The 19,360-nt window shown below is 42.2% G+C and carries 16 protein-coding genes and 4 pseudogenes; 1 reads left to right on the forward strand and 19 read right to left on the reverse strand.

Annotated features, from left to right (window positions below):
* The 13 genes and pseudogenes from DWX73_RS07060 to pepI form a co-directional block, all read right to left on the reverse strand.
* Positions 1-235, reverse strand: a 235-nt coding sequence (locus DWX73_RS07060) for a plasmid mobilization protein (protein ID WP_442871986.1), incomplete at its 3' end; no start/stop codon positions are given.
* A gap of 557 nt (positions 236-792) precedes the next feature.
* Positions 793-996 (reverse strand): helix-turn-helix domain-containing protein, encoded by a 204-nt coding sequence (locus tag DWX73_RS07065; RefSeq protein WP_002602095.1) that lies wholly within the window; start codon positions 994-996, stop codon positions 793-795.
* Positions 986-1,430: pseudogene (locus tag DWX73_RS07070) on the reverse strand (sigma-70 family RNA polymerase sigma factor). Before DWX73_RS07070 ends, DWX73_RS07065 begins: the two are co-directional and overlap by 11 nt.
* Before the next feature lie 203 nt (positions 1,431-1,633).
* Positions 1,634-2,401 carry a class I SAM-dependent methyltransferase gene (locus DWX73_RS07075; protein ID WP_002602097.1) on the reverse strand — a complete coding sequence of 256 codons (768 nt, stop codon included), beginning with the start codon at positions 2,399-2,401 and terminating at the stop codon, positions 1,634-1,636.
* A gap of 213 nt (positions 2,402-2,614) precedes the next feature.
* Positions 2,615-3,069: pseudogene (locus DWX73_RS07080) on the reverse strand (helix-turn-helix domain-containing protein).
* Between the two features lie 81 nt (positions 3,070-3,150).
* On the reverse strand, positions 3,151-5,070 hold the full coding sequence (gene tet(32), locus DWX73_RS07085) for a tetracycline resistance ribosomal protection protein Tet(32) (RefSeq protein WP_002602099.1): 1,920 nt from the start codon (positions 5,068-5,070) through the stop codon (positions 3,151-3,153).
* An 851-nt stretch (positions 5,071-5,921) separates the two neighbouring features.
* A complete protein-coding gene (locus tag DWX73_RS13640) occupies positions 5,922-6,062 on the reverse strand; it encodes a hypothetical protein (RefSeq protein WP_199413545.1) in 141 nt (46 codons plus the stop codon).
* Positions 6,063-6,089: 27 nt separating this feature from the next.
* Positions 6,090-6,560 carry a DUF3990 domain-containing protein gene (locus tag DWX73_RS07095; RefSeq protein ID WP_118348185.1) on the reverse strand — a complete coding sequence of 157 codons (471 nt, stop codon included), beginning with the start codon at positions 6,558-6,560 and terminating at the stop codon, positions 6,090-6,092.
* A gap of 1 nt (position 6,561) precedes the next feature.
* On the reverse strand, positions 6,562-6,780 hold the full coding sequence (locus DWX73_RS07100) for a DUF3791 domain-containing protein (RefSeq protein ID WP_118348161.1): 219 nt from the start codon (positions 6,778-6,780) through the stop codon (positions 6,562-6,564).
* A 485-nt stretch (positions 6,781-7,265) separates the two neighbouring features.
* Positions 7,266-7,846: pseudogene (locus DWX73_RS07105) on the reverse strand (sugar O-acetyltransferase).
* A gap of 13 nt (positions 7,847-7,859) precedes the next feature.
* Positions 7,860-9,002, reverse strand: a complete 1,143-nt coding sequence (locus tag DWX73_RS07110; protein WP_118348186.1) for an amidohydrolase — start codon at positions 9,000-9,002, stop codon at positions 7,860-7,862.
* A gap of 17 nt (positions 9,003-9,019) precedes the next feature.
* Positions 9,020-9,493, reverse strand: coding sequence for a GNAT family N-acetyltransferase (locus tag DWX73_RS07115; protein WP_330413527.1), 474 nt, complete (start codon positions 9,491-9,493; stop codon positions 9,020-9,022).
* Complete coding sequence (gene pepI / locus DWX73_RS07120) at positions 9,486-10,367, reverse strand: proline iminopeptidase (RefSeq protein ID WP_118348162.1); 882 nt, start codon at positions 10,365-10,367, stop codon at positions 9,486-9,488. The genes DWX73_RS07115 and pepI overlap by 8 nt, the downstream gene beginning before the upstream one ends.
* A gap of 174 nt (positions 10,368-10,541) precedes the next feature.
* Here pepI and DWX73_RS07125 point away from each other — a divergent pair, with 174 nt between their 5' ends.
* Positions 10,542-11,321: an SGNH/GDSL hydrolase family protein gene (locus DWX73_RS07125; RefSeq protein WP_118348163.1), complete on the forward strand. Its 780-nt coding sequence runs from the start codon at positions 10,542-10,544 to the stop codon at positions 11,319-11,321.
* A 19-nt stretch (positions 11,322-11,340) separates the two neighbouring features.
* Here DWX73_RS07125 and DWX73_RS07130 read toward each other — a convergent pair whose 3' ends face one another.
* The 6 genes and pseudogenes from DWX73_RS07130 to DWX73_RS07155 all read right to left on the reverse strand — a co-directional run bounded on the left by DWX73_RS07130 (position 11,341) and on the right by DWX73_RS07155 (position 19,309).
* Positions 11,341-12,015, reverse strand: coding sequence for a biosynthetic peptidoglycan transglycosylase (locus tag DWX73_RS07130; protein WP_118348164.1), 675 nt, complete (start codon positions 12,013-12,015; stop codon positions 11,341-11,343).
* Positions 12,016-12,251: 236 nt separating this feature from the next.
* Positions 12,252-12,751, reverse strand: a pseudogene (gene greA, locus DWX73_RS15515) (transcription elongation factor GreA).
* Positions 12,752-12,768: 17 nt separating this feature from the next.
* Complete coding sequence (locus tag DWX73_RS07140) at positions 12,769-14,670, reverse strand: DUF4838 domain-containing protein (RefSeq protein ID WP_118348165.1); 1,902 nt, start codon at positions 14,668-14,670, stop codon at positions 12,769-12,771.
* Between the two features lie 16 nt (positions 14,671-14,686).
* Positions 14,687-15,493, reverse strand: coding sequence for a glycerophosphodiester phosphodiesterase family protein (locus DWX73_RS07145; protein WP_118348166.1), 807 nt, complete (start codon positions 15,491-15,493; stop codon positions 14,687-14,689).
* 52 nt (positions 15,494-15,545) lie between these two features.
* On the reverse strand, positions 15,546-16,562 hold the full coding sequence (locus DWX73_RS07150; protein WP_118348167.1) for an alpha-hydroxy-acid oxidizing protein: 1,017 nt from the start codon (positions 16,560-16,562) through the stop codon (positions 15,546-15,548).
* On the reverse strand, positions 16,559-19,309 hold the full coding sequence (locus DWX73_RS07155) for a translation factor GTPase family protein (RefSeq protein ID WP_118348168.1): 2,751 nt from the start codon (positions 19,307-19,309) through the stop codon (positions 16,559-16,561). The genes DWX73_RS07150 and DWX73_RS07155 overlap by 4 nt, the downstream gene beginning before the upstream one ends.
* Between the last annotated feature and the right edge of the window lie 51 nt (positions 19,310-19,360).

Raw genomic sequence — 19,360 nt, forward strand, 5'->3', positions numbered from 1 at the left:
CGCCGATCCTGCCGTATTCGGCGGTCAGCTTCCCGACAGCGGCAAGCAGCTCGTCATTGACGGGGGAAACGGTTATGATGGGGCGTATGGCTGCCCCGGTTATGGCTTGTCGGATAAACTCGGCTTGGCTCATGTTGCAGGCAGAAAGCCTTTCCGCAAACTCGGCGTATTCTTCCTCGGTCATGCGTGTCTTGACTACCCGGCTGCGGTGCGGCGTGTTGTATCGTTTTCGCATGGTAAAAACCTCCTTTCGGCTGCCGCATGGCTGCGGCGGGATAAGCGGCGTAAGCCGCATAAGCAGGGTTTGGGGAAGGCACTCCCCAACAAGATTCCCGCAGGAGCAAAATGAGCGAAAAGCGAATTTTGGTACTGCGGTAGAATCTTGCTCTGAAAAACTCCGGCGTTCCCCGGCTCCCGTCCTTTCCGCTAACAAAACGTTTCAAAAGGGCTTTGCTACCCGCTATTCCGGCTTATCTTGAAAATTTTCCTTTCACTACCTACAACACCACGCAAAGCAAAATGGACGGAGATTTTTAGAATTTCCCCTCTATTCCCTACAACACCACGCAAGCCGGAATAGGCGGACAATGGCAGTATTTTTTTCTTTGATACCCTCTACGGATAAGTAAGGGATTTTGCCAACTGCGGCGGCTATTTTCCCTTTTGTTTTTTCATACTGGGGATTTTCAAAAATGCCAAACAGGAACGAAAAAAAGCAGCAAATCTGTTGAATAGATTTACTGCTTTCTGGTTGCCGGCGAAGCGGCGGTTATTCAGTTGTAGGCGGTAGGGCTATCTCCCAAAGCGGAACTTGAAAATAGCTGTGAGAAGCGTCTGGGTGATGTAGTCCTCTGTATCTTGGTCTACCCGTCCATTCACACGGGCGGCACATTGTATGCGGCGGCGGTAATACTGCAATACAGTTCCCACCGCTTCCGGCTCCCCGCTGGCGGCTTGGACGATTGTTTCATAGGGGAGAAGCCTATTATTTCTCATATGCCATTCCCTCCATTTCCGCTTGGAGCTGCCGTAGGGCTTTTCGGATATGGTAGCCCGCTGTGCTGCGGCTGCGCCCGTACTGTCTGCCAATTTCGTGCTGTGGAATACGCTTGAAAAAGGACAGGTAAATCATTTCCCGCTCCCGTTCGTCCAGCCGTGACAGGCTTCCGCAAGTAAACCGCTGCTGAAAATGACCGTATCGCCGCAAAGGGTAAGTATGTATCCTCGTCCGGCTCCGGGGCTTGGAAATATTCATCTGTCGTGCCTAAAGGGTAGTGCTTTTCGTCTGTGAGGTATTCAAGGGATATTTCTCTTTTGTGCTTCCTGCTCCGTGTCCTCGCTGCGTTGATCGTTGCATTTCGGATAACGACTTTGCAAAAGGCATGGAAAGTGTACTCGATATGTTCCCGATATTCTTCTGTACAGGTCATGGAAAATCCCCCTTTCCTCCCAAAAGGGCTGTGGCTGGTTAGTAGTTGCTTTTTATGATAGTAAGGGGCGGCAGCACTTTAGGCTGTCGCTCCTTGACTGCCTAACTGCAAAACCGGGCGGGGCTGTCAACGGCGGGCGAAGCCGTTCATCTTGACCGTTGACTGGCTCGGCCGGGTTTGCTATTTATCCGGCAAACTTGAATTTATTTTAAGCTATCACGTTTTACCTTTTTAAGCCTTACTATCATTACCATAGGAATTTCTTTATTGTTTTTGAAACATTCTTCATAAAATCCATCAATGACAAATCCAGCTCTGAAACAAAGGTTAAAAATATCTTGTATGGAACGATGATAATAAATCTGCTCCTCCGGCTGCCCTTCGATCGCTATATCATAGTAACTGTGCGGTGTCATATATTTTTCAGTCAATGTGATAAAACAAGGGTGCTGCGTTGCAAAGACAAAAATCCCGTTTTCCTCCAATAGTTCATAAACAGCCATAAAAAGCGGTTCAATATCCGTAATATCCATAATTGCCATATTAGAAACTGCTTTCGTAAAGGCTCGATTTCTTTTTAATCCTAATAAGCTTTCTCTATTGGTCGCATCCGCTACGCAAAACTCAATTTGTTTTGCATATTGTGATCGCCGTCTTTTAGCCAATTCTATCATTTTTTTGCTGTAATCAAAAGCGACGACCGAAGCGCCTCTCTGTGCAAGATACGAAGAATAATTTCCATTGCCGCACGCAATATCCAAAATGTAATCCGAAGGATCAGGAGAGAGAAGTTCCGTTACTTTGGGACGTACTACCTCTCTGTGAAATTCATTGGATTCGTCACCCATTGCATCATCCCAAAATTGTGCGTTTTTCTCCCAGATCTTTTTGCTTTCCTCTGTTCCCATGTTCTCTCCCACTCCCAAAATTTGCCTTTTTGCTTCCATTAAATCTTCCTTACTATATTCCATTGTTACCCTCCATAACTTCTGATTGTTGCCGTCTTGACTATTATGTATCTTTTCTTTCCAAAATGGTATAGGCTTTTATTTTTATAATGCTGCAAAACTTTTCTTCTGTAAGGTATTCAAAGGATATTTCCCTTTGCCGCCGCTATTGGAAAGCCAAAAGCAGCGGCTTTTTTACGCGATATGACCGAAAAGACTAGAAAGCAGGATATGTCATCATTTGTCATTTCTTCTCAATGTAATAACTGCATGGCATATCAAGCCAAATACAAGAGAAAAACAGCCACCGCCAAATAGTGATGCTCCCCACCCTGCACCCGACATTGTCATAAAACCGCCAACAAAGAAAATACCAATGCCAAGAAATATCCCGACACCATAAAAAAGTCCAATTGCCATATCATACTTATTAAATTGTCGTTTCTCTTTTTTTCACATGTTTCCATTTTTGTTATTACCTCCTTCGCAAAATCGTCCATGTGGACTCCAAAAAGAAAACAAATTTTTTTCAACGTATTTAAATCGGGTTCATTAACATCTCTCTCCCAATTCGATAGCGCCTGCCGGGTAACATTCAATTTCCCAGCCAGTTCTTCCTGTGTCATTCCCGATTGTGTTCGCAGATGACGTATTTGCTTTCCTGTTGTAATATCCGTCTGTTTCTGGTTCAAAATGGTTCCTCCTCTCTGATGCTGATTTTATCAATGATATTTCGCAATAGCCAGCAATGAACGTTTGCATTGCGCAAGATGTTACATTATCTTCTGAAACATATGCCGGATCTTGTCTAAACGGCTGTTCGGGCGGCGTGGCTGAAACACAGGCTCGCCGGAAGTTTCCTGATACCCTTTTAATTCTGTAATGCAGACACTTCTTCCATTTGTATAAAAATTCAAATCATTTCTATATTCACCAATACAACGGGCAGGGATTTCCCCCTTAAAAATAACTTCATCTTTTTCAAGTCTGGTTGATTCAATGATTGCGCAATACTTTGGTGCGTCATTATAAGCCCGTGAAAGATATTCCTGCGGTGCAAAAAGGGTAAAGGAAAGGTATGGTTCCAACAGTTGTGTTCCTGCTTTTTTCAATGCCTGCTCCAACACGACAGGCGCAAGAAAACGAAAATCAGCGGGGGTGCTGACCGGGCTGTAATAAACTCCATAATCAAAACAAATTTGGCAGTCTGTCACTCCCCAGCCATATAAGCCCTGCTCCATTCCATAACGCACACCCTCCATGACGGCATTTTGAAAACTTTGGTTTAAATAGCCGAGAGATACCTCGCTTTTATATTGTGTTCCGCTTCCAACAGGAAGCGGTGTTACAGTCAAACCAATAGATGCCCAAAACGGATTCGGCGGCACTTCAATATGAATCGTGTAGCTCGCTTTTTTTTGCGGTCTTTCCAGATAAATAACCGAAGGCTCTTTCATAGCCACGCCCACATGATATTTTTCTTCTAATAGCGAACAAATAACTTCTAACTGTACTTTTCCCAAAAAAGATAATATAATCTCATGTGTAACAGTATCAATGTCAAAATGCAAAAGAGGGTCTGTATCAGCAATCTCTGTGAGGGCATTTAACAGGGCTTCCCTTTGCTCCGGCTTTTGCGGCTCTACCGTTGTCCGAAGTAATGGCATGGGATTATCAATCCGTGTTTTGTGAGGCAGGAGTTTTTCATTTCCCAGAATGTCGTTCAGTTTCAAAGTATCATCAGCTAAAATAACAATTTCTCCCGGACAGGCATGGTCAACCGGGACGATTTCACCATTTGACGGAATACACATTTCTGTAATCTTTATTTTTTCCTTTTTTGACAGCAGCAGGGTATCCCGTAAATGGAGCGTCCCATGATACAGGCGTAAATAAGAAAGCCGTTTTTTCCGCTCTGTATACTCAACCTTAAAAACATATCCACATAATTCAGACTGAATATCGTCTGTTTCTGTAATGAAAGTTTCTGTAATCGCTTCAATCAGTTTTTCTGTTCCTAAATTGTCTTTTGCACTCCCATGATAAACAGGAAACAAAGAGCAGCATCTGGTTCTTTTGCACTTTTCATATTGTAATTCCTGTATATCCAAAGAATCCTCTGCAACATATCGTTCTAATAGTTCATCGCTTCCGGAAATAATCATATCCCATTTGTCCAAATCAGAAATATCGGTCATGGTTATCTTTGGCGACAGGGAAACCTCCTGCATGACAATCATATCACTGGTAAGTTTATCTTTAATGCTTTGGTAAACACGCCGCAGGTCGATCCCATTTTGGTCTATCTTATTTATAAAGATAATTGTCGGAATGTCCATTTTCTGAAGCGCATGGAATAATATACGGGTTTGTGCCTGTACGCCGTCTTTTGCCGAAATGACTAAAACAGCTCCGTCAAGGACAGATAAAGAGCGGTATGCTTCGGTTAAAAAATCCATATGACCGGGAGTGTCCACGATATTGATTTTATAATCATTCCAGCAAAAAGAAGTAACCGCTGTCTGAATGGTAATTCCGCGCTGCCGTTCCAAAATCATAGTGTCTGTTCTTGTAGTTCCTTTATCCACGTTTCCTTGTTCCGCAATCGCTCCACTGGTGTACAGCAGGCTTTCCGTCAATGTTGTTTTTCCTGCGTCTACATGGGCGAGAATTCCAATATTGATTATTTTCATGTGATTGTCCTCCTTTTACAGCCCCAAAAGGGCATAAAAATCCCCAGCAGTAAAATACTTTTACCACTGGGGATTATAATTTGCGGACATACACATATACAGCATACACCTGTTTGTGATTGCTGTTTTTCGGATATGTCAAAATTGATAAGGCAAAAGTATTCTTAAATTGGGTACAAAAAACCAAGCCCCCACAAAAGGGACTATCATAATCCTTTGTTCCCACTATTTGATTATAGTTTTATTTAAGAATACCTTGCCGCATATTTTTTACTCCTTTTTTGGAATGATGCTATTATATCACATTAGTTTTAGGAAAGAAAGTACCTAAAAGAAATTTTTCTTCCCCTTATATGTAACAATCATACCGACTTTCTGGCGTTCAGAATGGTTTCTGCTGTCTGCTGTGGTGTTTGGTTGGAATTGTCCAGCCAAAAGCCGATCCGTGGTGTTGTCTGCATAAATGTATCGTATAAGGTTTCAACCGTAAAGCCGGAATAGCCTGTTTTCTCCCTGTATCGTTCCCTTCCTTTTATTGTTTCCACATCTGGACAAAGAACGACAACCTCAACAGGGTATTTATGCGGCACAAAAAATATGTACATGTAACTAATTCAACACATTTATAATTTGAATAGGGACATTATAGCATTTACTAAATACAAATTCAATGTATACGGAAATAAAGATATAAGGAGTGGGAAGGATTCCGCCGTAGTCGGCATTGTAGGAAAATCCAAAAGTTTAGATTTTCCCACAATGCTTATCTTTTGGTCTTTGGTTCGGAATAGTGTAGTGCTGGCGGTCTATCTCTTGTTTTCGGTTGCTTGCTTCCTTACCGTACATGAGCATTATATTTCCGCTTGAACGATACGTCCAAAATTTATCTCATCTTTAAAAAGATCATATACATATTCTATATTCTGATCCGAAGAGAACATATCAACAATATCCTGAACTATATATTCAATCAACTGTTCCTGCTTATTCATATTAATTTCCTGCCTTTCGCAAAAGTTTTATACTTTTTCTGTATGAAAAGAATACTGCGATGATGTCTTCTTATATATCATTCCTTTCAATAAGGTTTCAAAATCAATAATTTCATTTTCATACTGACGGAATAATAATGCCATATTATCATCCGCAACAGAGTCTATAACAATATCATATTTATTGTCCTTATTGCACAAAGTATCTTTCATATTTGTAAATGTTCGATTTCTATTATTCATGACAAATTTTGCCCATTTTTCCGTTGTTTCTAAACCAAAATCTTTAACCTTGATATCCTCTATTTTTCTAAAGTCATCTTGTATTTCAAAAGTATTGACAACAGGGGAACCTCCATAAATCTTGGAGACTCTTACAGCCATTTTTTCTGCCTGTTCTTTTATGTCTGTCAAATAAACTCCTTTCCCGAAATCTTTATATGGTCTGCACGTTGCCAAATTTATACCATCAATTACAATATTGCTTCCATGATACAATTCATAACGCACCCCCGTTTTTTCTACACAATATCCCCAAATCTTCTACTATTGTTTCAAAATCTAAAGTATGCTCAACTTCATAGTTTTCTTTTATAAACGCAATCCCTTTAAATTGAAAGAGGTAACGAAATGCTTCTTGTATACTGAGATTATATTGTTGTGCAAATTCGTTTACACATGCAACAGTAAAATCTATTTTCTTTTTCTTTTCACTCATGCAAAGCCTCCTATTCTTTAGCAAACACTTGTTTCCATCATAACCTCTCTATCTTTCTCATAACATTTCTCTTTATATCTCTCTGCAATTCTTCATATTTCTGTTGGTACAATATTCAAAAGTTCATGATTTCTTGCACCTTCAGCGGCAATCTCACGAATCTCTATTTCCACATCTCCCCCTGCTTTCTACACTTTATTTTAACTGATTTTTATCTGCAACTCAAGAAAATGACCAAAAGAAAAAGACCGCATTTCTACGATCTTTCTCTCTTCGATATAATCTTTCACAAATGTTCCCCTAGATACATCTTTTTACAATATATGTAGTAAAAATAGAGATTATGTTAAAACAGTTCAAATAGCGACGATGGTCAAAAAATATATCATTCAGCAAACACAAACCATGTGTTTCTGTAAATGCACCTCTCATCTGGATTGTTAACTGCTAATTTGCTCAAATATCTGGCATACTATTTCAAGTTTTTACTTATCCCAACATTTTTCCTTATCTTCTTCGGTAATTGCACGGATCACTCTGCACGGATTCCCCACAGCTACGCTGTCTGATGGAATATCTTTTACAATAACGCTCCCGCCTCCAATCACTACATTACTGCCAATTGTAACACCTGGCATTACTTGTACCCCTGCTCCAAATCAGACATTATTCCCTACATGAATTGGATATGCGTATTCTAATCCCAGATTTCTTCTTTCAAAATCTATTGGATGTCCGGATGTATGAAATCCGCAATTCGGTGCAATAAACACATTGTCTCCGAAAACTATGCCTCCCGCATCTAAAATGACTAGGCCGTGATTTGCATAAAAATTCTCTCCCACTGTAATATATCGTCCGTAATCGCACCAGAAATCCGGTTCTATATGTATCTGCTCTCCTGTTTTTCCAAATATTTTTTTAATCAGCGCTCTCCTTCTTTCCATATCTTTTATTGGCAGATGATTGTATTCCTGACATAGCGTTTTACATTCCAGTCTTTCCTGTTCTAGCTCCTTGTCATAATTTGCATCATACATTTTTCCATTTTTTCTTTTTCTGTCATAATATCCTCTTTTCTATATAATGTTTCCATCAATCAGTACTTTTACGATTCTTGTTGTAGAAATTAATGGTGAACCATCCGCAATAACAATATCAGCATCTTTTCCCACTTCAAGCGATCCTACTCTGTTATCTACTCCGATATGTCTGGCTGGATTAATTGTAATCGCCTTCAATGCATCGAATTCATCCATTCCACTTTGCACTGCAAATCCTGCACAGAGTGCAAGATACTGTTGTGGAATTACCGGCGAATCTGTAATAATTGATACCTGACAGCCTGCTTTTGCAAGAATCCCAGGTGTTTCAAACGATTTATTAATCAATTCCAGTTTCGTTGCATGACCGAATGTAGGCCCAACCGCTACCGGATAATTTTCTTCTGCAAGTTCTTCTGCAATAAGTGATCCGTCTGTCACATGTTCCAGTGTTAGACGCACATCACATTCTTTCGCTACTCGAATTGCTGAAAAAATATCATCTGCCCGATGTGCATGCGCCTTTAATGGAATTTCTTTTTTCAAAACTGGAATCAGTGCTTCCAGCTTCGGATCATAAACCGGGCGTTTACTGATATCTTCTCCCGCCATTTCCTTTCTTTCCATATAGTCTCTCGCTCTTTTCAGTGTTTCGCGAAGTTTGGAAGCTATATCCATACGGCAAGAACAGGATTTATCACAATAACAGCGTTTTGGGTTTTCTCCAAAGGCACATTTCATGGCAATAGGATCTTTCACAATCATCTTATCTACACGTTTTCCGACTGTTTTTATCGCTACAAATGTGCCTCCTAGTACATTTGCTGATCCTGGACCTGTAGCAACACAAGTAACTCCACCTTCTGCAGCCATTTTTAATGTAGGGTCTTGAGGATAAATACCATCACAACCATGCAGTTGAGGGCATATAATATCTGTCATTTCATTATAGTCATCTCCTTCAAAGCCACAGGCATAGTTATCGAGTCCGAGATGACAGTGTGCCTCAACAAATCCCGGATATACCTGTAATCCCTCTGCATCAATGATTTCTGTTCCTTCCGTTACAGAAATATCTCTCCCAATTGCACTGATTTTTCCGTTCTCTACAAGGATATCTCCCTTATAAGCTTCTCTGTTCACTGCATCATGAATTAAACCATTTTTAATACACAGCATATTCTTTCCCTCTCTTTTCATATTTTTTTATAGAAATACACCATATCCCTCAGCACTACCCCCGCCTCAACGATTGGATGGTCATAGTGATCGATAAAAAAGTTCTTTACACGATGAGATTCTGCATATCCGCAGGATTTGTAAAACGGCACTGTCAGCGGACTGTCCCCCGTACCAACATACAGAACTTTGCAGCACTCTCGGTAACGATTCTCGATCTCTTCTAATATCTTTTTCCCATATCCGCGGCGCTGCAGCTGCTCTTTGACTGCCAGATTTTTTATTTCATATGCCCCTGCACCATACGTCTCTTTCTCCTCTGTCACAACACATACGCCTACAAGCAGATTCTCATCATATGCCGCAAAAAGCGTCCCCCGGTCCAGATACTTCATAATCATATCTTCCTGCTCATCAGCCAGCAGAAGGAGTTCCATATAGTCCTGCTTTGAATCTTCAATTTTTTTCAGTTCTATCGCCTGCTTAGTCATTTTCGTTCATCCAATCACGCACAATCTGAATATATTTCTCCGTTTCTTCTACAAAACATGCATGTCTGCTATAGCGGAACAGCTCCCATTTTGCATTCGGGATTCCGTCATACATCGTTTTCGCCACAACAGGCGTACATAGATCATTAATTCCGCTGATCACAAGCGCAGGCTCCTTGATATCCCCAAGCTGATCGCGGTATTCAAAATCCCGCAGATTGCCAAGCGGAGTAAATTCATTCGGTCCCCACGCTGTCACATAAGATTCTGAACCGGATTTTTTCTCTCTTGTCAGACATTCCGGTCCTTCCGGATCCGGCGTTCCCGCACAATGGCGCATCATAAATTCTTCATTCGCTTTCAAATATGCTTCATCATCGTAATTTCCTGTTTCCTCTGCATGGGCAATCGCCTCCTGCATTTCCTGCGGCATAAAGCGGATCATGCGATGCTGCTCTTCTGCCCATAATTTTGATGAAGGTAATGTACTGGACAGAATCAGACTCTTTACACCTTCCGGTTTCTTGTCACATACATACGAAAGCGCCAGCATTCCACCCCATGACTGTCCAAGCAAATGTACTTCTTTTAAACCCAAATGTTCTCTAAGCGCAATCAGCTCTTCTGTCCATGTTTCCTGGTTCCAAAGATCCGGGCGATTGTCTACATAGGAATTTCCGCAGCCAAGCTGATCGTACATGATAAGCGCTCTTCCATCTTCTGCCAATTGATCCAACACTTCAAAATAATTATGCGTCGATCCCGGTCCCCCGTGCATCAAAATTAACGGCTTTTTCCCCTCTCTGCATTCTCCAACGATCCGATAGTATGTCTGATAGCCTTTAAATGGCATATATCCTTCTGTAATCTTCAATTCTATTTCCTCCTTCAGCCGCAAAATCTATTCTTATTTTAACATAGGATTCTATACTTATATACCTGTTTCTTTACATTTCTTTACATATTCATCCGCCACATTGTAATCTTGCTCCGGAAGTGTTAAGATATTTTATAAAACTATATTAATGATAATAAAGGCGGCATTTACATGAAACGAAAACAACTTATCACAATAGGCATTGGTATCTTCCTTTTGATAATGATACCGGTATTAATCCATCTGTTGACTCCTTCTAAAGAATCAGATACTTCCAAAGGCGTTGCTCTACTAAAAGAAATGGAAACAAAGGATATCTCCGAAATCGAAAAGGAAATTGCTTCTCTGCAAAATGCTGATAATACTGATGTATCCGAAGACAATACTTCTGCAGATGCAGCTGATATTGATCCGGCTTCCCGGAACTACAAACAGCTCTTTGCCAACAGCGTTATTATGGGCGACTCCATTACCGAAGCCATTAGCGCATATGATTTTCTTCCCCCTTCCAGCGTAATCGCGACAATCGGAGTGAATATGAACACAATGGATTCTCATTATGAAGTTCTCCGGAATCTGTCACCACAGAACATTTTCCTCTCCTATGGCTCCAACGATATTGAGCGGATTGGAGAAAATATGACGGAGTTTAAAAAAGAATACAAAACAATCATTCAAAATATCAAATCGATTCAGCCGGATGCAACAATTTATATGAATTCTATTTTCCCGGTACAGGAAAAGAAAATTGCCTCCTGCTCTTACTACGCTGATATAACCCCTTACAATGCTATCCTCCAGGAACTTTGTGAGGAAGAAGATTTAATCTATCTCGATAATACAAATCTTGTAAAATCAGAATACTTTGAACCGGATGATTACCATTTTACAGCAGACTTCTATCCATTCTGGTTAAACCGGATGGCAGAGTCTGCCGGCTTATCCGACTAAAATCAGGGGAGACGGTAAATTACCTTCTCCCCTGAAATACATCTCCACACCGCTCCATTTTTCTAATAACCTGCTGCTGCCGCTGCCTTGCCAGTTCCGGATTTACAACCGGATTGTAGACAGACGGTGCATTTGGGATCCCCGCCAACATCGTACACTCATCATCATTCATCTGCGCCGGCAGTTTTCCAAAGTAGCCGATACTCGCATCTCCCACGCAGTAATAATTATTTCCAAAAAAGATAGAATTCACATACATTTCCAATATCTGATCTTTTGTAAAGCTCTGCTCCATCTTAAATGCCATAAATAATTCCGCAATCTTTCGCGTTACTTTCTTTTCCTGAGAAAAGTACTGATTTTTCGCAAGCTGCTGTGTGATCGTACTTCCTCCTTCCACCGGAGCCATTGCCTTTATGTCATTTACGAGAGCCCGGCAGGTGGCAATCAGATCGATTCCAAAATGTCTGTAAAATCTCTTATCCTCCACTGCCAAAACTGCCTTTACATACGTTTCCGGCAGATCCTCCAACTTTGTGTAATTACCAATGGATTGAATTTTCTGTTCCATCTCTTCCATACTCATAGCAGAAAGAGCTGTCTCATACTCCTGATATCCCTTATATCCAAGATAACCGCAGGCAAGTAAGAACAACAGTATCATAAAAGCCAGTAGTTTCTTTAATAATTTCATCTATGCCTTCCTTTTCCGCCGCTGTACATCTGCATCGCAGTCGCCGTCAGCATCTTAAAATGTCTCCTCTTTGCTTCTATGTCCTTATTATAGCCTCCCTTTTTCTTTACTTCCATTGAATTTCCTTACATTTTCTCACAGAAACCTTACAAATTCGTAACCTGAAACAAAAATCCTGTTTCAAGACTTATCACCGGTTAATCTGTGATTGTCTAAAACAGGATTTTATATATGATTTAAAATTTTCTCAATGCATCAGAATCATCTGATGTTTTATCTAAAGCACGGATCTGCACGTAGTAACCGCCGCTCTCTCCGACTTTTACAAACACTCTGTCTCCGACTTTATGGCCAAGCACTGCCTTACCGATCGGAGATTCTGTACTGATCTTCCCAGCCAGAGAATTTCCTCTTACCGTTGTTACAAGCTTAAATGTTTCTGTTTCATCTTCGTCTTCGAAATAAATCTCTACCGTATTATTCAGTCCCACTTCATCTTCCTTCGATTCGTCAGAATAATTTCTGCCGTCTTAATCATCCGTTCCAGATACCGTATCCGGCTTTCATTTATATTCTTATCCTTTTTCGCTGCGTGATACTCGAAATTTTCACTCAGATCTCCGTGGGCTCTGGCTTCTTTCACTGCCTCTAACGCTTCTTTGCGAACAACCAGTTTCCGATACTCTATTTCCTCTTTCATCTTCTGAATATCGCTTTTTGTCAATTGATCATGCATGTTGATTCTTCTTTCTGTTATTTCTTAAATAATGGATCCAGATGCCGTATAAACCAGTAAACGTCAAATCCGCCCTGCCATCTCGTCTCACTCACACCAAGATATATTTTTAGACGTTCATAGGCTTCCTTTGCTTTCTCTTCCTTTCCCCTTCTTCGCTCCAGCATTGCCTGCATATACAGTTCCGCTGCCTGTCCGTGGCTTAACAGATATTCATAGGATACCTGATCTGTGCCTGCTGCCTGCTGCATAAAATGTTCCAGCCGCGGCCGCATCTCTTCGGTCAGGCGTATTCCAGCCTCAAGTTTTTCCGCTGCCAAAAGATCTTCTCCTGCCCGGTCGCTCTCCGGTTGTTCTTCATAAGAAAGACGGGATAATTTTTCCACATAAGAGCGGATCTCCTCCCCATGCTCTCCGTAGGCAAGCTGAAAATACTTATCCACAAGTTCACCAAAATCCTGTTCTTTTTTCCACAAAGTCTCCGAAAGAATAAACATCCCCAGTCCGGTCGGTGCAAATGCCCTTGTTTCCTGGCAGCTCATATAGCCATTTAATCCAATTTCTTCCAAATTCCGAATATCCTGCCAGAGCACTCTTGCTTCGTAGAAATCACCCCAGTCACGGAAAAGATTCCACATATAATGATAATCATAAATAAAGCTGTCTCCGCCAAAGACCTGTTTCCAACCATTTAAAAATGCAAGGTTTTCCTCCACAGCATCCGGCATTTTACAATGATTCAAGGAAAACTCCGGTATCTTTGCATCTGTTTCTGTCGGCAGTGCCTGTTTGTATGAACGGGAAATCGGTGCAAACATAAAGAGAAAACGTTCTTCATTCTGAATTCTTGTTTCCTTTGGCGGCCAGAGCAGATCACAGTAACTGAGAAATACAATTTTTGTCTCAAGCCCTTTCTCTGTCATTTTCTCATCTACCAAATTCAGCATCTCCACATACCAGTCTGCCGGAAGCCTGCGACGGCAATCTTCACATTCACAGCTGTTATTGCTGGCATCTGCAAGCCAGAAATGCATTACATCCACGCCCGGATTTTTCTCTAAATATTCAATAACCACATTTGCAATGCGCTCCCGCACTTCCGGCTTGGAATAGCACAAATGGGTATTTAATGCAATCCCGCCAAAAAGTTTCCGTTCCCCGCTTACTTCTGCAAGCCAGCTTCGAAATTCTTCCGGTACAATGGAAATATCATCTTCATCCCAGCCAAGTCCCTGAACCTGCACTGCCGCCGTTGTGATGCCATGGCCGGCTGCGTGCCAGAGGAGTCCTCTTAACTTCATCTGTTCCGATACCGTCTCTCTGATGAACCGTTCCGCTTCTTCCACCGAAGGAACTTCCTCCGGTACTGCATGCGGATTATTGCGATGTTCATACCAGGAACGGAAAAATTCATATGGAACAAAAAACTGTGTAAAATAAGAATTCATTCCTGCTTTCGGAAGCCAGTCAATCATTTCCAGTACATTTTCATAGGAAACCGCTCCTTCAATACAGATTCCCCGATGACGGTAAGACGGAAGTTCCCGCAGATTGACATGGTGCTCACGCAAATACTGCGGCGCTTTTTCCCCAAAGATTCCCGGTCGCAGAAAACTAAAACCAATCTCTTTTAAAAAACGATATACACCAAGAAGTACACTCCGCTCATTTACACCGCGGATGTAGCCTGAAAGATTATCAATACAGATTTCATAACCATCATCTAATTTCTCGTTCTCTACCTCAAATTCCTCTGATACTTCTAACACAATTTCTTTTAGAAAATAATCCGGCGTGTGATATGGCAGAATACTAACCTGTACCCACAATTTTTCCAGATATTTTTTTAATTCAGAAGCCGCAAACTGCAGTATCTGACTCTCCTTTTCATATAGCACAGTTATCATTGTTTTATTCATTTTTTATTCCTTTCTGCTATTTTTCCGGTGTAAATCCCTCAAAAATAAAATACTGAAAATAAGGCTTTGCCGCCTCTAACTGCTCCTGGCTTCGGATTGTCCATGCCACCGCCGGACACTGAAAAACCCTTCGGCAAAGTTCTTTTGCAAATGCCCGCGGGGTTCTTCTGTCGTAGGCGATAAAATCCGGTTTCGTCAGAAAATTAAACAACAAGTTCTCAAGCGCCCAGTGAAGCGGGTTTTCCCATCCTTCTATCTTGCGATAATTCATGGCAAGCTGTCCCCGCATTACTTCCGGCCGGTGTTTTCGATACCAGAAAAGAACTTGGGGATGAAAAGATTCTACACAGTAATACCCTTTATAATTTTTCAAAAGCTGATCCGCTTTTTCGCAGATGGCACTGCCCTGTTTGTATTTCAATTCTACGATCAGCGGAACTTTTCCGTCCACAAGCTTTAGAACATCTTCCAAAAGCGGGATTCTTTCTCCGGACTCGAACAGAGGGATCTCCTGCAATTCTTCATATGTAAAATGATCTACTTTTTCACGGATTCCCGCAACTCTTTTCAAATCCATATCGTGGGTAACAATTACTTTTCCATCTCTTGTCAACTGGATATCCATTTCAATCCCATATCCGGCATCCACTGCTCTTTGAAATGCTTTTAACGTATTCTCCGGACATCCATTATGATTCTCATGGAGTCCCCGGTGCGCATAGTATACGTCCGGCAGTGATGCTTTTCCCTTTTTCCTTCCCGGAATAATTGCCAGTACATATGCCGATACTGCCCCTAAAGCTGTATAGAATATCCCTTTCATAGTCTGCGCCTCCAGTCTTGCTTTTTCGCATCTTACTTTATACTATCGTATTCTATCTTATCATATCCGGTGAAATCTCAGAAAGTGCATGGGCACCGCACATTGCCATTGTATCTTCCAGTTCTGCACCGATTTTCTCCACATAGGCTTTGACCCCCTCTTCTTCCGCACCGTACACTGCTGTTACAAATGGTCTTGCAATGATTATCGCATCTGCACCGAGAGCTAATGCCTTAAATACATCCGTACCGGACCGGATTCCTCCGTCCACAAAGATTTTCATGGAATCTCCAACAGCTGCCTTGATCTCGCGGAGCACTTCTGCCGTAGCCGGACACTGATCCAGAACTCTTCCGCCATGATTCGATACTACGATAGCTGCCGCTCCTGCTTCTTTTGCCTTAAGAGCGCCTTTGACAGTCATAATTCCCTTAACGATAAATGGAGTTGTTCCACAGCTTCTGATTACCTCAGCAAGTTCCTCCACTGTCTTTCTTCCTGCCGGAGGATTCATATTCTTTAAAAATGGAAGACCTGCCGCATCCACATCCATTGCTACCGCAAATGCTCCGGCTTCCTTTACTAATTTCATTTTTTCTTCAATGGTTTCCAGATTCCATGGTTTTACTGTCGGAATCCCTTTGCCTTCCACACTGCTAATTGCTTTTGCGGCTGCTTTCATAACTTCCGGATCTACCCCGTCACCGGTAAACGCCGCAATTCCATTTTCTGCACAGGCAGATACGAGAATGTTATTATACGTTGCATCCGTATGTTTGTCTCCATAGTGAAGCTTCACAGCTCCGACCGGACCTGCAAAAAATGGATAACGAAACTTCTGCCCGAACAGTTCCAGACTTGTATCTACCGGTGTATTCTCTGTAATTGTATCCATATTGACACGGATTTCCTGCCATTTATCATAATTACGTATTGCCGTATCACCAACACCCTTTGCCCCCGGTCCCGGCATCTGATTTCTGCATGCTTTTCCATTGCACACTGGGCATGCCTTACAGTACGGTCCGATATTTCCCTTTGCTTTTTCTATTACTTCCTGAAATGTCATAACTTCTTCTCCTCCTTCTTCCCTAAACGGATTTCCTCCATATATTCACTCAGATCTTCATCCAGATAATTAAACAGGTAGTTTCCATTCTTCTGCCGTTTTTCTGCAATTTCTTCCTGAATCTGAGCGTTCGCAATCTCAATTTCTGTTCGCAGTTCCCTCGACGACAGAAGTGAAGCTCCCTGCCCTCGGATAATAATCTGCTCAAGCCCGTCAGAAGTTGCCACTGTCACTTTATATTTACGGCCGATGTCATGGACAACTTTCTCGATATATTGGTCTGCCGTCTCCGCTTCTTTTGTATAAACAACATCAATATTGTGATAATGTACCACATCTCCCTGATACCCTTCCTGCTTATAGGCATCAAATACGATGATGACATTGCATTTTTTGTATCCTTGATAATTCGACATAATATCCATCAGCTTCGTTCTGGCTCCATCCAGATTCACCGCTGCAAGTTCTTTCAGATCTTCCCATGCATGAATTACATTATAGCCATCCACAAGCAGATAATGATCATAGATTTCCTCCCGCACCGGCTTCGGCTTCGTAAAACTTTTCCCGGTAATACCGCCTGGCACTACATATTTCGGTCGGCGTTCTCCATAGGTTTTCTTAAAAATCTCTTCCAGCTCTTTTTCTTCCTGCCAGCTTCCATAGCCGGCAAAAGCGCTTCCGGAACCAGGTCCATCGTCCGCTATATCTCCACTCGCAGAGATTTCAGTCTCACTTTGTTCCATTGCTGCCCTCTGTCGCTGCCACTTTCCCATTTGCGATTCGATATGCATATGTTCTTCCACTTCATTCCACGGCACATAATATCCGGCTCCATGAGCACAGAACACAGAACCGGTTGGATTTTCTGTATCCTGCTCTGCATCATATCCCATCGATGCCAATACCTCTTCTGTATTATGGCATGGTCTGTATTCTCCCGGTGTGCAGAAGATCCGTCCCCGGCCTCTTGTATAGGACGTTACTTCCCTCGGATAATCTCTCATCTCAGATACCGGTGCACTTCCGGTCAAAACAGTCATTTCTCCTTCCGTCTGTGCCGGTTCAAATGTACCTCCCATCCGCTGTATATCCGTCATTGCCCTTCCGATTAGATCCGGCGGAAGTTCCAGACGAAATGCATAATACGGTTCCAGAAGCACACTCTCATTTCTCTTCAGTCCATGACGGACCGCTCTGTACGTTGCCTGACGGAAGTCTCCCCCTTCTGTATGCTTTAAGTGGGCTCTTCCTGCCGCCAGAGTAATTTTCATATCCGTGATCGGAGCTCCCGACAGCACCCCCGGATGCTCGCGTTCTCCCAGATGCGTCAGAATCAATCTCTGCCAGTTCCGATCAAGTACATCTTCACTGCAGATCGTATCAAATACAAGACCGCTGCCTGGTTCTCCCGGCTCCAATATCAAATGTACTTCCGCATAGTGTCTTAACGGCTCAAAATGCCCTACTCCCTCGGAACGTTTTGTAATTGTTTCCTTATATACAATACTTCCCGTTCCAAATTCTACTTCCACACCGTACCGCTCTCGAATCAGACTTTTTAGAATTTCAATCTGAATTTCTCCCATTACTTGAACATGGATTTCGCCGAGATGTTCATTCCACACAATATGAAGTTCCGGTTCTTCCTCTTCTAACCTCTTCATTTTCAAAAGCATCTCGTGGACATTCGTCCCTTCCGGAAGTATCAGCCCGTAAGTAAGCACCGGTTGAAGTACCGGCTGCGCAGAAGCGGCTTCTATTCCAAGCCCCTGTCCCGGATAGGTTCTTGTAAGTCCGGTAACAGCGCAGACCTCTCCTGCTGCTATTTCTTTCACGGTATCATATTTTGTTCCGGAATAAATGCGAATCTGATCCGCTTTCTCTTCCCAGATTTCATCTGCCATCTGACTTTCCGAAGATCGATTCGTAAGCAATTCTTTTACCTTTAAGCTCCCCCCGGTCAGCTTCATGTAAGTCAAACGGTTGCCCTGTTCATCTCTGGCAATCTTAAATACCTTCGCCCCAAACTGCTCCGGATAACTTTTGCCTGCAGTATATATTTCCAGACCTTTCTGAAATTCTTCCACACCCGACATTTTCAACGCAGATCCAAAGTAACACGGAAATACCTTCCGCTCAATAATCAGTTGTATGATCTCTTTATCCCGTACATCTCCGCTCTCCAAATAAGATTCCAACACATCCTCATCGGTCATAGCAATCTGCTCAAGCATGTCTTCTTTCTCTCCGAGAAAATCAATACAGCCCTCATCTAAACGTTTTTTCAGCTCTTCCAAAATCCTTTCCCGGTCTGTTCCCGGCTGATCCATCTTATTGATAAATAAGAATGTCGGAATCCGATATCGCTTAAGCAATTTCCAGAGTGTCTGCGTATGTCCCTGAACACCATCTGCTCCATTAATCACAAGAACAGCATAATCAAGTACCTGCAGCGTCCGCTCCATCTCTGCCGAAAAATCCACATGCCCCGGCGTATCCAACAGTGTCACCTGCATCTTCCCCATGGTAAGCTCTGCCTGTTTCGAGAAGATTGTAATTCCCCGCTCACGTTCCAGTACAAAATTATCAAGAAAAGCATCTCCATGATCTACTCGTCCGGCTTTTCTGATCGCCCCATTCAAATAAAGAAGCGCCTCCGATAAGGTTGTTTTTCCTGCATCGACATGAGCCAACAGACCAACACATATATGTTTTTTCGTTTTTTCAGGCTTCTGTCCGCCCATAAAAACGCCTCCCTTCACTACTGCATAATACTGAATTATACCACAAAAGGA

The organism is Coprococcus sp. AF21-14LB (assembly GCF_003458885.1).
In the GTDB taxonomy this organism is placed as follows: domain Bacteria; phylum Bacillota; class Clostridia; order Lachnospirales; family Lachnospiraceae; genus UBA9414.